The organism is Tsukamurella paurometabola DSM 20162, from assembly GCF_000092225.1.
Taxonomy (GTDB): Bacteria; Actinomycetota; Actinomycetes; order Mycobacteriales; family Mycobacteriaceae; genus Tsukamurella; species Tsukamurella paurometabola.
This window is the reverse complement of sequence record NC_014158.1, coordinates 1092436-1106468: the sequence shown is the minus strand read 5'-3', so window position 1 is coordinate 1106468 and position 14033 is coordinate 1092436. Positions and strand designations below refer to the sequence as shown.

The window sequence follows — 14033 nt, the reverse complement described above, 5'->3', positions numbered from 1 at the left end:
CAGCACCTTGGAGAGAACCACTGAGCAACCTCAATCTCAATCACGCGGAGGATCCCGCAAGCGGAAAGATCCCGGCCGCCGTCACGGCGACCGGGATCCATCGTAGGCGAAACGTCAGGTCAGGCGGAGGAGGCCGTAGTCGAAAGCCTTACGGCGGTACACCACGGACGGCTTCTCGGTCTCCTTGTCGAAGAACAGGAAGAAGTCGTGACCGACCAACTCCATCTGATAGAGCGCATCATCGACCGTCATCGGGGTACCCGGATGGTCCTTGATGCGCACCACCTGACCGGGGAGGTGGTCCTCGACCAGCGCCGCGTACGGATCGTCGTCGGTCTCCGACGATGCGTCGGGGAGGGCGGACGGGGCCGTGGCCTCCGAGACCGACACCGGCGTGCGATTGCCGTAGTGCACCTTCTTGCGATCGGAGGCCTTGCGGATGCGCGATTGCACCTTGGTGAGGGCGGTCTCGAACGCGGCGTAGAAGTTGTCGGCCGCGGCCTCGGCCCGGGCGACGCCGCCCTTGCCGCGCACGGTGAGCTCGAGCCGCTGGCAGATCTTGGACTGCCGCGGGTTCGGTTCGTGGAACAGGCTCACCTCGAACAGGGTGATGGTGGAGCGGAACTTCTCGAGGCGCGCCAGCTTATCGCCGATGTAGACGCGGAAGTGCTCGGGCACATCCACGTTCCGGCCGTCGATGGCCAGGGGGGCGTTGGGGGTGAGGTACTCCTTGTCGCGCTCGTCAGCGATGTGGCTGGGTTCGCGGAACGGATCCACCTCGACGGTGCTCGCGCCATTGCGGTTGGTGTCACGGGAAGAAAGAAGGGTCATTGAGAATGCCTTTCATGCGGGCCCCCACGGTGCGCACGATCGGATCACCAGTCCGTCGCCACTTCGGCGCTCACGTCTGCGGGCTCAGATCTTCTGCGCCGGGCGGTTTGCCGGGCGCCAGGAGGGTGGAACATCACCTCCGATCCGTAGAACCGGTCGGGCACCGTATCCGGGTGCTCGCTGGTAGTACCCGAACATAGCCCGGTCGCCGCCGGCTCGCCACCGTTTGCGCACTCTGAATTCACCGTGTCTTCACGCGGCCGCGATCGTGACCGCCGCCGCCACGACCACCCCGCGGCGGGCGAGCACCGCCGCCGCTTCGGCGAGCGTTGCGCCCGTGGTAATCACGTCGTCGACGAGGACCACGGCGCCCGCGGGCGGGCGACGCACCAGCCGCACCGTGCCCTCGGCGAGGTCCGACCGCGCGGCCGCACTCAACCCCACCGAGTCGGGCCGGCCCACCGAGCGGAGCACCGGCGCCACCGCGATCGGGCACACCGGCGCGGCGGCGCGGGCCGCCGCACGACAGACCGCGGTGACCACATCGCCCCCGCGCCGCCGCGCCGCCCATCGGGTGGTCGGCGCCGGCACCAGGACCAGTGGGTCGGTCACCTCGTGCCAAGCCCGCAAGCGCAGCACACCGTGCGCCAGCGCGCGCCCCAGCGGCTCCGCGAGGTCGCCCCGGCCGCGCTCCTTGAGGTGCAGCACCGCACAGCGCCGCGGACCGTCGTACCGGCCCAGCGTCCACACCGGCACCCCGGTATCGACGGTGCTGCGGATCCGGGCGGGGACGTCGTGCAGGGCCGCCTCGCACCGCCCGCACCAGCGCACCCCCGGCGCACCGCAGCCGCCGCAGGTGCGCGGGATCGCCAGATCGACCAGATCGTCGAGGGCGCCCAGGAACGCGTGTGCGGGCCGCATCGTTCCCCCGATCGTCGCGGGTGGCTCCGCTACCCCGGCAGCACCGGGTTCGCCCGGCCCCCCGCCAGGCGATCCACCTGACTCCAGTATTGCGCGCCCGAATCGGTACCGACGCCGATGCTCCACACTCCGGACGAATCGGTGGCGTAGACCCGGCTGGTCGACGCGGCGACCATGGACACCGGCGGCGACAGGTTGCGGCTGGGCACGGCGAGCGATTCGCCGTAGTCGTAGTGCACCGTGAGCACCGGCGATTCGGTGGTACTGCGGCCGACCACGAAAGCGTCGCCGGTCTGCCAGTCGATCGACGACGGCGCCAGGTCACGGTCGGTGACCACCTGCTGCAGGCGGGAGATCATGGACTGCCCGTCGGGCTTGGTCAGGACCACGCCGACCAATGCCTTCCCACCCGCGATGAGCGCGACCCGCACGCCGTCGCGGGCCAGCCGCAGTTCGGTGATCGGCCCCGGCGCGGCCGCGGCGACCTCAGCCGAATCCACATCGGAGGAGGTGACCTCGCCGGTGGTCTGGTCCTGCCGCAGCCGCACCACGCGGTTGCCGTCGAGCACCGTCCACACCGTCGCATCGTCGGGCATCCAGGTCGGCCTGGTCATCGCGCCCGCGCTGAGTACCTGGGTGGGGACGCCGCCGTACGGGCCGATGGTCAGCGAGGTACCCGGGCCGCCGCGCGGACCGGAGTCGAGCACCGCAGCCACCTGCCGGCCCGACGCCGACAGACCCACCGAGCGGATCGCGGTGCTCTCGCCGAGCGGCCCCGCGACCGGGGTGACCGCCGCCCCGGACACCTTCACGAACCTGCCGTCGAGCACGCCGTGCAGCCCCACCGCCAGATCCGACGAGGCGTTCGGGCTGCTGGAGGCCACGTCGTTCGGGTTCCATCCGGCCTGGTGTTTGTCGTCGATCGCCGTGCCATCGACGGTGATCACATAGGGCCCCTGCACATCGGCGCCGGCCAGGGTCCACACCACCTGCCCGGCGAGCAGCCGGCCCACATCGGGATCCATCCGTGGCAAGCCGGTGAAATCGACCCGCACGCCGGCGTAGCCGACCCCCGGATCACGCTGTGCGCCCTGCGCATCGGTGATCGGTCCCCGCACCGCAGCGGTGTTACCGAACGGATTGAACACCGCGCCCACCAGGCTCGACCGCGGGCCGCGCACCAGCAGCATGAGCAGATCGGCGGGCAACTTGGCTCGGGGGCTGGCCAACCAGCGCGCGTCCGGCACCAGCGTGCGGCCGGTCGGATCCGGGAAGTACAAAAGATAGCGGTTGTAGACCGAACGGAACTGCTCGGTGTCGATCACCAGCATCGGGGTCTCGCCGACCGAGCTGATGCCCTGGATCCGCCACTGCCCGTCGGTCTGCACCAGTTGCACGTTCTGCGTGATCGACTGGGTGGTGGGTTCGAACGTGCCGTCGGGCCCGAGGAAACCGGTGGCCTGCGCGCGGATCGTCGCCTTGATCAGGTCGGTGGTGCGCTCGGTGGGCAGCACGTCGATGTTCTTGACCACCACCGCCTGCTGCGGCACCTGCCACGCCGCAGCCGGCACCAGGAACTTGCGCGACGCGGCGTAGTTGTTGTCCGCCATCGCATTGGCCTTGAGGAAGTCGCGGACGATCGCCTCGGGCGCCGCATCCTTGCGCGGAGTGATGTTGCGGTCCACCGCCTGCTGCGCGCCCAGATCGCCGATCACCCGCGGATTCGAGCTCTCCGGGATGGTCGCGCAGCCGGACACGACGAGGCTCACGGCGAGGACCGCGGCCAGCAGCCGCATGATCCGGGATTCACGCATCGTCGTCTCCCTCCGTCGCGGGACGCCGGAACGTGGGTTTCAGCGGCAAGGGACTCACCAGCACCCGGCTGCCGCGCTCGCGCGGCAGCGTGAGCCGGAAGCAGGCGCCGTTGCCGGGCTCGCCCCAGGCCTCAAGGCGGCCGCTGTGCAGCCGCGCGTCCTCGATACTGATCGCCAAGCCCAGCCCGGTGCCACCGGAGCGGCGCACCCGCGACGGGTCGGAGCGCCAGAATCGGTTGAACACCAGCTTCTCCTCGCCGGGACGCAGGCCCACGCCGTAGTCGCGGACGGTGACCGCGACGGCATCGTCGTCGGCCCGCATGGTGAGGATGACGGGCTTGCCCTCGCTGTGGTCGATCGCGTTCGCGAGCAGGTTGCGCAGCACCCGCTCGACCCGGCGGGCATCGGCGTCCACGATCACCGGATCGTCCGGCAGGTCCACGATGAGCTCGGTGTCGGACTCATCGGCGAGGTGACGCACCGTGGACACGGCCGCGGTGATCGGTACCTCGATGTCGATCTTCTCCGAGTGCAGTTCGGCGACGCCCGCATCGTGTCGGGAGATCTCCAGCAGTTCGGCCAGTAGCAGCTCGAACCGGTCCAACTCGGTGACCATGAGTTCGGTGGTACGGCGCAGTCCGGGGTCGAGCTCGTCGGCGGAATCGGCGATCATGTCGGCCGCCATCCGGACCGTGGTGAGCGGGGTGCGCAGCTCATGCGAGACATCGGAGGTGAACTGGCGCTGGAGGTTTCCGAACTCCTCCAGCTGACTGATCTGCTTCGAGAGCGATTCGGCCATATCGTTGAAGCTCATCGCCAGGCGCGCGATGTCGTCCTCGCCGCGCACCGGCATCCGCTCCTTGAGCCGGCCCTCGGCGAACCGCACCGCGATCCGCGAGGCCGACCGGACGGGCAGCACCACCTGCCGCGCGACCAGCAGGCTCACCGCGGCCAGCAGCACCAGCAGCACCACGGCGCCGGTGAGCAGCGTGCGCTGCATCAGGCTCAGGGTGTTCTCCTCCTGCGCCAGCGGGAAGACCAGGTACAGCTCCAGCCCCTGGATCGACGACTGCACGGGGGTGCCGATCACCAGCACCTTGCCGTACCGGCCCGTGCTGTCGGTGACCGTGGCGTGCTGGTAGGCGGTCTGTCCGCTGCGCACGAAGGTCTGCAGCGTCTGCGGGACCTCGCTCTCGGAGCCCACGACCGTCGGGGTCCGCCCGGCGCCGTGCGGGACGATGAGCACCGGGTCGTAACTGCCCGACCGGGCGGCCGACGGGGTGATCTCCGAACCCTGATTGACCAAGGTCGCGCGGACCTGCCGCAACGAGGCCTCGACGCCCTCGGTGCGGGGCTCTGCGCGGCTGAGCGCCAGCTCCACGATCTGCTTGACCCGCGCGGTCTCCTCCTGGCCGGCATTGAGTTTGGCTTGGATGAGCTGGTTGGTCAGCTGCGACATGAGCACGAAGCCCAGCAGCAACAACACCGTCAGGCTCAAGGCGAGTGTGGAGGTGACGACCCGCCACTGCAATGAACGGCGCCACACCCGCCCGGCGTAGGCGAGCGACTGTCCGGCGAACCGGGCCAGCTCGGCGAGGAGATCACGGGGATCGCGCGGCAGATCGCGCAAGTCCTGCAGGCGGGGACGCTTCACCATGCGCTGCTCACGATGCGCCTCACGCCGGACCGGCCTTGTAGCCGACTCCCCTCAGCGTGAGCACGATCTCCGGGTTCTCCGGATCCTTCTCGATCTTCGCGCGCAGACGCTGGATGTGGACGTTGACCAGCCGGGTGTCGGCCGGGTGCCGGTAACCCCACACCTGTTCGAGCAGCACGTCGCGGGTGAACACCTGGCGCGGCTTGCGGGCCATCGTGACCAGCAGGTCGAACTCGGTGGGGGTGAGCGGCACGACCTCGCCGTCACGGGTGACCTTGTGCGCGGGGACGTCGATGATCACGTTGCCGATGGAGAGCAACTCGCTGGGCTCGTCGGCGGTGCGACGCAGCCGGGCACGCACCCGCGCCACCAGCTCCTTCGGCTTGAACGGCTTGATCACGTAGTCGTCGGCACCGGATTCGAGTCCGAGCACCACGTCGACGGTGTCGGCCTTCGCGGTCAGCATCACGATCGGCACGTTGGAGTCGGCGCGCAGCACGCGGGCCACGTCGATGCCGTTCATACCGGGCAGCATGAGGTCGAGCAGCACCAGGTCGGGCCGGAACTCGCGGGCGGCGCCGAGCGCCTGCGTGCCGTCACCGACCACCATGGAGTCGAAGCCCTCGTTGCGCAGCACGATGGTCAGCATCTCCGCCAGCGCCGGATCGTCGTCGATCACCAGGATGCGGGGTTTCATGCTGTCCATATTGTCACCGCGGACAAAGTTCGCGCCGCTGCGACACCTAGCATTGCCGCCTATGGGAACTCTGGTGGCCGTCGAAGGGCTAGACGGGGCGGGGAAGAACACGCTGACCCGCGCCGTGACGCAGCGGCTCACGGACCGCGGATTGACGGTCGCGGCGCTCGCCTTCCCGCGGTACGGCCGGTCGATCCACGCCGATCTCGCGGCCGAGGCACTGCACGGTGGACACGGTGACGCGACCGCATCGGTGTACGGGATGGGCTTGCTGTTCGCGCTGGACCGGCGGGGCGCCGCGGACGAGATCCGCGGCCTGCTCGCCGGGCACGACGTGGTGCTGCTGGATCGGTACGCGGCCTCGTCGGCGGCGTACAGCGCGGCCCGGCTCGGCGAGGACGCCCACGGTGCGGTCGCCACCTGGGTGCGCGAGCTGGAGTTCGAGCGGTTCGGCGTACCGGTACCCGACCTGCAGGTGTACCTCGACGTGCCGGTCGCCGTGGCCGCGGCGCGGGCGAAAGGACGCGAGGCGCACGATGCCACGCGCGCCCGCGACGTCTACGAGAAGGACGCCGGGCTCCAGGCGCGGACCGGCGCGGTCTACGCCGGGCTGGCCGCCGCACAGTGGGTGTCGCCGTGGCGGGTGCACGGCGTCGACGATGCGCCGGAGCTCCTGGCCGACGCGATCGCGAACCCTTCCTAAGAAGTCTCTGAAGTCCCATCCGTCTCTCGCGCCGCGCAGTAACGTCCCGCTTTCAGGGGATGTGACCACGCACGAGAGGGGGCGACGTGCGAGTTCTCGGTGCCGGCGCCGCTTCGGCGGCCTTCGCCGTGGCACTGCTCGGGGTCTCGGGCGCGGACAGCGCACCGTCGCACCCGATCGCCGCGCCGAGTTCCCCGGCCCCGGTGGCCGCACCCGCCCCGGTGGTGGCCTCCCCGACGGCTGCGCGGCCGGTGCGCCATGTGCCCGCGCCGCCGAAGCCGGAGGCGGTGCAGCTCCCGCCCGGCCCCCTGGGCATTCCCGGCGCGGCGTACGCGGCCTATCAGCTCGCCGCTGATCGCATGGCGCTGGAGGCCCCCGCGTGCGGCATCGAATGGAACCTGGTGGCCGCGGTCGGGCGCATCGAATCCGGACACGCCGACGGCGGCAACGTGGATGCGACCGGTCGCACACTCACCCCGATCGAAGGTCCACTGCTCGACGGCACGCTGCCCGGCAACGCCGTGATCCGCGCCGGCACCGGATTCGCCCGCGCGCTCGGACCGATGCAGTTCCTCCCGACCACCTGGGCACTGTTCGGCGGGGACGCGAACGGCGACGGTGCCGCCGACGTGAACAACCTGCGCGACGCCGCGTACGGCGCCGCACGGTACCTGTGTTCCAGTGCGTCCGGCCTGGCCGCCGAGCCGGCCCAGCGGATCGCGGTGTTCGCCTACAACGCATCGGTGCCGTACGTGGACAACGTGGTGGCGTGGTCGAAGGCGTATCGGGACCGGGCGATCCCCGTCGGCGGCATCCCGGACATGACCGCACCCGTCGCGCCGCCGTCGGCGCTGCCCACACCGCTCCCGCCGGCCCGGGTGGTCGTGGTCGGGTGCGGCCGACCCGACGGTGCCCCGCTGTCCCGGCCCGGAGCCTCGTCTCCCCCATCCGTCCCGCCGGGTTCGTCTCCGTCCTCGGCGGTACCGAGTTCGACGGCGCCCCGTTCCGCCGTACCGGGTTCGTCGGCACCCCGTTCCACCGGGCCGAGCTCCCCGGCACTGCGCACCACCGTGCCGAGTTCCACGGCGCGACCGGGCGGGAGCCCGCGGCCCTCGGGGCCCGCGGCCCCGGCGTCCCCGCCAGCGGCCGCGGTCACCACAGTCGTGGACTGTCCGTCCACTGCCGCAGCACCGTCGTCCCAACCGGCACCGTCGTCCCAACCGGCACCGTCGTCCCGGCCTGCACCGTCGTCGAGCGCGGCGCGGACCCCGGCACCGTCGGCCCGGCGACCGGCACCGTCGAGCGCTCCGGTGATGCCGGCACCGCCGTCACCGTCGGTCCCGGTGCGGCCGCGCTAGGCCGATTTCCCGGCACCGATACCATGGAACGGCTATGACTGCGGTAACGGAAGACGCGATCCGGTCGGCCCTGGCCACCGTGAACGACCCCGAGATCGGGAAGCCGATCACCGATCTGGGGATGGTGAAGTCGGTCGCGGTGCAATCCGACTCGTCGGTGGACGTCGAGGTGTACCTGACCACCTCCGCCTGCCCCATGCGCACCCAGATCGTGGACCGCGTGCAGGCGGCGGTGGCCGACGTGCCCGGCACCGGCGCAGTGCGCGTCGAGCTCGATGTGATGAACGATGAGCAGCGCGCCGAACTGCGGAAGACGGTGCGCGGCGACAAGGCCGAGCCGGTGATCCCGTTCGCACAGCCGGGTTCGCTGACCCGCGTCTATGCCGTCGCGTCCGGCAAGGGCGGCGTCGGCAAGAGCTCGGTGACGGTGAACCTGGCCGCCGCGATGGCGGCACGGGGGCTGTCGGTGGGTGTGCTGGACGCCGACATCTACGGTCACTCGGTGCCGCGGATGATGGGTACCGATGCGCGGCCCACCCAGGTGGATTCGATGATCATGCCGCCGCAGGCGCACGGCGTGAAGGTGATCTCGGTAGCGATGTTCACCAGCGGGAATACCCCCGTGGTGTGGCGCGGCCCGATGCTGCACCGCGCGCTGCAGCAGTTCCTGGCCGACGTGTTCTGGGGCGATCTGGACGTGCTGCTCCTCGACCTGCCCCCCGGTACCGGCGATGTCGCGATCTCCATCGCGCAGCTCATCCCCGGCGCGGAGATCCTGGTGGTGACCACGCCGCAGACCGCGGCCGCCGAAGTGGCCGAGCGGGCCGGCGCCATCGCCCTGCAGACCCGCCAGCGGGTGGCCGGCGTGATCGAGAACATGGCCGGGCTGACCCTGCCCGACGGGACCGTGATGGACGTCTTCGGCTCTGGTGGTGGCGAGCAGGTCGCCGCTCGGCTCACCCGCGCCGTCGGCGCCGATGTGCCACTGCTGGGCCAGATCCCACTCGATCCTCAGCTCCGCGAGGCCGGTGACGCGGGCACCCCCGTGGTGCTCTCCGATCCCGACTCGCCCACCGGTTCCGCACTGCGCTCCATCGCGGAGAAGTTGGCGGTGCGCAAACGCGGCCTCGCCGGTATGAGCCTCGGCATCGATACCACCCGCCACCTGTGAACCTGATCCCCTCCGCTCCGCCGATGGCGGACTACCTTCGACTGCGGGCGGATTCGGGGCTCTCTCCGCGGACCGCCGCGCAGGCCGAGGGCGCGCTGGCGAACAGCTGGCGCTGGTGTCACGCGATGGTCGACGGCGAGGTGGTGGCGATGGGTCGCATCCTGGGCGACGGTGGCTGGTACTTCCACATCGCCGATATGGCCACCCTGCCCGCGTTCCAGGGCCGCGGTATCGGGCGGGCGATCCTGGAATGGTTGCTCGCCGAGATCCGTACGCATGCACCGGAAGACCCCTACATCACGCTCATGGCCGATGAGCCCGGTCGCCCGCTGTACCGCCGTCTCGGCTTCGTCGAGACCGCTCCGCGCAGCCTCGGCATGTGGCTGCCCGGTTGATGCACCGTTCCTCCCGCTGCCGGAGCGCCATCCGCACCCGTTGCGCGCTGCCGCGCCCTTCACGCGAGGTGCGCAAACGCGAAACGGGTGCGGGTACCTAGGCGCTGACTACGCCGTGCCGGCTCAACGCAGGCAGCAGCAAGTCCCGCAAACGGCCGGGCCTGGCCAGTACCCGCCACCCCCATCGGATCACCTCGAACCCGGCAGCTTCGAAGGCCTCCTGCCGTTCCTTCTCCCGCTCCAGCGCGTGCTCCCGCAGGCGGGTATCCACGCCGTACTTGCCACGGCCGTCGAATTCACCCGCGACCCGGCCCCATTCGAAGTCGGTGAAGTACGTCGCACCATCGATCCGGTGCTCGACCTGCAACTGCGGCGTCGGCAAACCCCAACTGTGCATCTGCACCCGAGACCACGATTCACCGGGCGACTCGCTGCAGGTCACCGATAACTCAACGGCACGCCGCGCCACCGCGACTCCCCGTCGACGGCCCAGGAACTCGAGACACTCCGCGAGCTCTTCCAGCGCCGTGGGCTTCGGATGCCCGGGCTCGAGCACGCGTGGCACCAGCCGCACGGCGTCGATCGCGCACACCGCCCGCTCAAGATCACCGGTCATCGCCACATCGATGGCCGTGCGTGCGCGGCTCGTGACCGCGACACCGCCGACGGTGCACGTATCGTCCGGACGGAGCGGCCTGGGATGCAGGTACACATGCGCCCGAACACCGCCGCCGCTCGGTCGGTCGATCGTCAGGTGTACCTGATTGCGGCGCGGTCGCAAGTACGGGATGCCGTGCAACACCGCCGCGCTCTCGTGGCTGACGACTCCGCCTCGCCGCCGCGCCGTAGCGATCACAGTGGTCCGGTACCGCTCCCACTCGGTTTCGGACTTCGCTGCGCTGTACCACCCCGGCGCCGGCCGGTACAGCTCACCGCTGCGCACGGCGTTGGTCAACCGATCACTGGACCATCCGGTGGCGAGCAGGTGCGCCCGCGGAACCATCTCCCCCATGTGCGACAGTCAACGCCGCCGCACTGCCCGTTTCTGCCGCCACGCGTGATTCATCCACAGGATCCGCGATATCCACAGGCCATCCGCTCCTGATTCGCGCTCTCGCGGCCCGCGCGCGTGGGGCGACGACGTGTTCCGGGTGCGGGAGTGGTTCTAGGTGGCGTCGGGGTCGAAGGGCGGGCGTTCGCCGGGGGTGAGCGGTTCGTGGATGCGCGGCATCGTGGGCATGGGGCCCGCGGGGACTTCGAGCGGCGTGGTGTCCACGGCCGGCGCGGGCGACGAGACCGTGCCGTTGATGATCTTCGACACGTTGAGGGAATCGGCGGTCGAGCGCACCTGGTCGCCCATCTGGCGGATCACGGTGTCGTCACCGTTGAGCAGGTGCTTGGTGACGATGGCGGTGGGCGTCATGCCCCGCAGATTCTGGATCTGTTGCAGCGGCTCGCGGATGGAGTCGAAATCCGAGCCCATATCGTCTTTGAGCTGCTGAGTCGCGCCGGTGGCGTATTCGCGCACCTGGCGCAGCGCCGTGAAGAACCAATTCACGGCGCCCGGCAGTCGCTCCGGGCCCAGGATCACCAGGCCCACCACGACCAGCATGAGGATCTCCCCCATACCGAGATTCGAGAACACCCTGCCATGGTAGCGGGGTTCGTCGTCAGGCCGGGCCGGGCGTCACCTTGATCGGTACCTGTCGGCCGTCCCGCGCGACGGTGAGTGTGGTCTCGTTGCCCACCCCCACGGTGCGGATCTCGACGGCGAGGGTCGCGTAGTCGACGACCTCCTTGTCGCCGACCTTGGTGATCACGTCGCCCTCGCGGATTCCCGCGCGCTCGGCGGCGCCGCCCTTCTTGACGTTCTCGACGCGAAGGCCGCTGGCATCGTCGTTGAAGTTCATCTTGCCGTTCAGCCCGAGGTCGGCGTGCACCACCTTCTCGCCGCGGATGATCGACTGCGCGATCGGCTGGAAGACGTTCGAGGAGATCGCGAAGCCGAGGCCCTCCGAGCCACCCGATTCGGTGCGGATGAGGGTGTTCATCCCGATCTGCCCGCCCTTGAGGTCGATGAGCGGGCCGCCGGAGTTACCGGGGTTGATCGATGCATCCGTCTGCACGGCGTCGAAGACCACCAGCGGGCCGGGGCCCTGCGGCGGCTCCAGCACGGGCCGGTGCACGGCGGAGACGACGCCGGTGGTCACCGTCTGGCGCAGTCCGCGGGGCGAGCCGATCGCGACCACGTCCTGTCCGGGAACGAGCTGATCGGAGTCGCCGATGGTGATCTGCTGGAGACCGTCGACGTCGACCTTGACCACGGCGATATCGGTGCCGGGGTCGGAGCCGACGAGTTTGGCCGGCACGCGGCGACCGGTCGAGAACACCACCTCGATCTTGGAATCCTTGCTCGACTCCGCCATGTCGACCACGTGGTGGTTGGTGATGATGTAGCCGCCGCGGCTGTCGATGATCGACCCCGACCCGAGCGAGCCGTCGGTCTTGGTGGTGATCTCCAGCGTGACCACGCTGGCGGCCAGCTTGGCGGCGAGTTCGGCGTAGGGGCCCTGGTCGGGGATCTTCGCATCGTCGACCGGCAGCGCAACCCGGCTGTCGGTGAGCTTCTCGATGGTGGTGCCCGTGATCCGGCCGATGGCGCCGCCCAGCAGGCCGCCGACCAGGCCGATCACCAGTGCCAGCGAGCCCAGCACGATGAGCGCTGTGGGGGCGATGCGGCGGCCGAAGAGCACATCGCTGACGCCGAGCTTGTCGGGATCGGGCTGCGGTTCGGGCCGAGGCGGCGCGTCGAGGCCCGGCTCACCGAGCGAGGCGGCGCTGTCGGTATCGCGCCACGGATCCTTCGGCTCCTCCTCGGGCTCCGGTTCGAGGGAACCGGCGTAGGGATCGCGCTGCAACGTGTCGACGCTGCCGGGCGGGCGGGAGAAGGCCTCGGTCAGCACCGGGTCCGGTGCGGCGGCGCGGGGCTGCGGCCGCGCACCGTCGACCGCGCGGCCCTTGGGCTCGAACGATCCGGCCACGCCGTCGGGCCTGCCGAAGACCACCTGCTCGCCCTCGGAGACCGACGGGCGGTGCGTGGGCCGCGGTGCGAGCCGCGGGCGCTCCCCATCGCCGGGGGGGAAGAGACTGGCCGCTCGAGTCAGACGTCACGACTGGAAATCTACCGAGCGTTCCGCCGCCGACCGCGCTTGTTGCGCTCGTCGCGTCGCGATGACTCGGGGGTGAAGGTGGGGAACCCCTCGAACGGGGCCGCCGCGCCACCGGGCTTGCAGCATTCGGTGGGGATCTGCGCGAGCTGGCCGAGCAGTCGGTTCGGGACGCTGATCTCGCCCGACTCGCGGAGCGTGTTGCGCACCTGGCGCTGCGCGTCCACCTCGGCCGCGCACATCGGGCACTGCGCGATGTGGGTGCCGGCGCGCAGATGCGCGTTCATCCGTAGCTCACCATCGACGAAGGCGACCACGGCCTCGAAGGCCAGGTGCTCGGTCGATGAGAACTCGCCGGGGCGGCGGGCGAAGGCCCGCTTGAAGCTGCCGCTGAGGTGCTCCATCGCCCCTCCCCTCTCGTCCGTACTCGGTGGATGTGACCGTGTCTTCACACTACCTGCCACTGTACGGACAACGAAGGGACCGAGGCTTCGGTTCCCGAGTGTGACGAGCTCGGCCGGGCTCAGTAGGCCAGCGATGCGCTGCTGGTCAGGCCCTGATTCTCGAGCGCCTCGCGGATCGACTTGCGGCCGCGGTGGATGCGCGAGCGCACGGTGCCGAGCTTGACGCCCAGCGTGGCAGCGACCTCTTCGTAGGAAAGGCCTTCGATGTCGGCGAGCACCACGGCGGCACGGAACTCGGGCGAGAGCGCGTCGAGCGCCACCTGCAGCTGCGGATTGAGGTTGGCGTCGGCGTAGATCTGCCCCGGGTCCGGATCACCGGAGGGAACCCGCTCGTAGTCCTCGGGCAGCGCCTCCATGCGGATGCGGTTGCGGCGTCGGACCATGTCCAGGAACAGGTTGGTGGTGATGCGGTGCAGCCAGCCCTCGAAGGTGCCGGGCTCGTAGCTCTGCAGGCTGCGGAAGACGCGGATGAAGGTGTCCTGCGTGAGGTCTTCGGCGTCCTGCGCGTTGCCGGAGAGGCGGTAGGCAAGCCGGTACACGCGATCGGCGTGCTCCCGGACCAGCTCATCCCATGACGGCATATCCGAGCGGTCACCCGTCGCATCGAATGCGGCGGTGCCCGCGGTCTCGGTCGCGCGCTCATCGTCGAACATCGCGTACTGGGCCGTCTGCTCGTGCTGGGGTCCGGCCTTTCGGGCCAGGGCCATTGCTCTCCTCCTCGTGCCCGCGCCGGGCGGCGGGGCTCCTCTTGCAAGAACTCCCGAACCGCCCGTTTTGTTCCGGTCTTGTTCAGGCCGGACATCGGGCGGCGGGTGCTCCTCGCTGACCGATACCTTTCCGTGGCGGGTTGTGGTG

The 14033-nt window shown here is 70.2% G+C and carries 14 protein-coding genes; 4 read left to right on the top strand and 10 right to left on the bottom strand.

Annotated elements, in window-relative coordinates:
* Positions 1-114: 114 nt before the first annotated feature.
* The 5 genes from hpf to mtrA form a co-directional block, all read right to left on the bottom strand.
* Positions 115-831: a ribosome hibernation-promoting factor, HPF/YfiA family gene (gene hpf / locus TPAU_RS05400; protein ID WP_013125750.1), complete on the bottom strand. Its 717-nt coding sequence runs from the start codon at positions 829-831 to the stop codon at positions 115-117.
* A 252-nt stretch (positions 832-1083) separates the two neighbouring features.
* Positions 1084-1752: a ComF family protein gene (locus TPAU_RS05395; RefSeq protein ID WP_013125749.1), complete on the bottom strand. Its 669-nt coding sequence runs from the start codon at positions 1750-1752 to the stop codon at positions 1084-1086.
* A gap of 29 nt (positions 1753-1781) precedes the next feature.
* Entirely contained in the window at positions 1782-3566 is a 1785-nt protein-coding gene (gene lpqB, locus TPAU_RS05390; protein WP_013125748.1) for an MtrAB system accessory lipoprotein LpqB, read from the bottom strand.
* Complete coding sequence (mtrB, locus tag TPAU_RS05385) at positions 3559-5223, bottom strand: MtrAB system histidine kinase MtrB (RefSeq protein ID WP_013125747.1); 1665 nt, start codon at positions 5221-5223, stop codon at positions 3559-3561. Before mtrB ends, lpqB begins: the two co-directional genes overlap by 8 nt.
* A gap of 19 nt (positions 5224-5242) precedes the next feature.
* Positions 5243-5929 carry an MtrAB system response regulator MtrA gene (gene mtrA, locus TPAU_RS05380; protein ID WP_013125746.1) on the bottom strand — a complete coding sequence of 229 codons (687 nt, stop codon included), beginning with the start codon at positions 5927-5929 and terminating at the stop codon, positions 5243-5245.
* Positions 5930-5981: 52 nt separating this feature from the next.
* Between mtrA and TPAU_RS05375 the strand changes: the two genes are divergently transcribed.
* From TPAU_RS05375 to TPAU_RS05360, 4 genes are all read left to right on the top strand, one after another.
* Positions 5982-6623 (top strand): dTMP kinase, encoded by a 642-nt coding sequence (locus TPAU_RS05375; protein WP_013125745.1) that lies wholly within the window; start codon positions 5982-5984, stop codon positions 6621-6623.
* 86 nt (positions 6624-6709) lie between these two features.
* Positions 6710-7981, top strand: a complete 1272-nt coding sequence (locus TPAU_RS05370) for a lytic transglycosylase domain-containing protein (RefSeq protein WP_013125744.1) — start codon at positions 6710-6712, stop codon at positions 7979-7981.
* Between the two features lie 34 nt (positions 7982-8015).
* A complete protein-coding gene (locus tag TPAU_RS05365; RefSeq protein WP_013125743.1) occupies positions 8016-9152 on the top strand; it encodes an Mrp/NBP35 family ATP-binding protein in 1137 nt (378 codons plus the stop codon).
* A 23-nt stretch (positions 9153-9175) separates the two neighbouring features.
* Complete coding sequence (locus TPAU_RS05360) at positions 9176-9547, top strand: GNAT family N-acetyltransferase (RefSeq protein ID WP_049825939.1); 372 nt, start codon at positions 9176-9178, stop codon at positions 9545-9547.
* 97 nt (positions 9548-9644) lie between these two features.
* Here the strand turns inward: TPAU_RS05360 and TPAU_RS23090 are convergent, their stop codons facing one another.
* The 5 genes from TPAU_RS23090 to sigE all read right to left on the bottom strand — a co-directional run bounded on the left by TPAU_RS23090 (position 9645) and on the right by sigE (position 13831).
* A complete protein-coding gene (locus TPAU_RS23090; RefSeq protein ID WP_013125741.1) occupies positions 9645-10559 on the bottom strand; it encodes a hypothetical protein in 915 nt (304 codons plus the stop codon).
* A gap of 153 nt (positions 10560-10712) precedes the next feature.
* Positions 10713-11192: a Sec-independent protein translocase protein TatB gene (tatB, locus tag TPAU_RS05350; protein ID WP_013125740.1), complete on the bottom strand. Its 480-nt coding sequence runs from the start codon at positions 11190-11192 to the stop codon at positions 10713-10715.
* 25 nt (positions 11193-11217) lie between these two features.
* Positions 11218-12612: a S1C family serine protease gene (locus TPAU_RS05345; protein WP_049825782.1), complete on the bottom strand. Its 1395-nt coding sequence runs from the start codon at positions 12610-12612 to the stop codon at positions 11218-11220.
* 116 nt (positions 12613-12728) lie between these two features.
* Positions 12729-13118: a hypothetical protein gene (locus TPAU_RS05340; protein WP_013125738.1), complete on the bottom strand. Its 390-nt coding sequence runs from the start codon at positions 13116-13118 to the stop codon at positions 12729-12731.
* A 119-nt stretch (positions 13119-13237) separates the two neighbouring features.
* Positions 13238-13831 carry an RNA polymerase sigma factor SigE gene (sigE, locus tag TPAU_RS05335; protein WP_049825938.1) on the bottom strand — a complete coding sequence of 198 codons (594 nt, stop codon included), beginning with the start codon at positions 13829-13831 and terminating at the stop codon, positions 13238-13240.
* Positions 13832-14033 lie beyond the last annotated feature (202 nt).

Bases quoted from the DNA above. Each gene is read 5' to 3' on its own strand.
- hpf (WP_013125750.1), bottom strand. From the start codon at position 831: ATGACCCTTCTTTCTTCCCGTGACACCAACCGCAATGGCGCGAGCACC.
- TPAU_RS05395 (WP_013125749.1), bottom strand. From the start codon at position 1,752: ATGCGGCCCGCACACGCGTTCCTGGGCGCCCTCGACGATCTGGTCGAT.
- lpqB (WP_013125748.1), bottom strand. From the start codon at position 3,566: ATGCGTGAATCCCGGATCATGCGGCTGCTGGCCGCGGTCCTCGCCGTG.
- mtrB (WP_013125747.1), bottom strand. From the start codon at position 5,223: ATGGTGAAGCGTCCCCGCCTGCAGGACTTGCGCGATCTGCCGCGCGAT.
- mtrA (WP_013125746.1), bottom strand. From the start codon at position 5,929: ATGGACAGCATGAAACCCCGCATCCTGGTGATCGACGACGATCCGGCG.
- TPAU_RS05375 (WP_013125745.1), top strand. From the start codon at position 5,982: ATGGGAACTCTGGTGGCCGTCGAAGGGCTAGACGGGGCGGGGAAGAAC.
- TPAU_RS05365 (WP_013125743.1), top strand. From the start codon at position 8,016: ATGACTGCGGTAACGGAAGACGCGATCCGGTCGGCCCTGGCCACCGTG.
- TPAU_RS05360 (WP_049825939.1), top strand. From the start codon at position 9,176: ATGGCGGACTACCTTCGACTGCGGGCGGATTCGGGGCTCTCTCCGCGG.
- TPAU_RS23090 (WP_013125741.1), bottom strand. From the start codon at position 10,559: ATGGGGGAGATGGTTCCGCGGGCGCACCTGCTCGCCACCGGATGGTCC.
- TPAU_RS05340 (WP_013125738.1), bottom strand. From the start codon at position 13,118: ATGGAGCACCTCAGCGGCAGCTTCAAGCGGGCCTTCGCCCGCCGCCCC.
- sigE (WP_049825938.1), bottom strand. From the start codon at position 13,831: ATGTTCGACGATGAGCGCGCGACCGAGACCGCGGGCACCGCCGCATTC.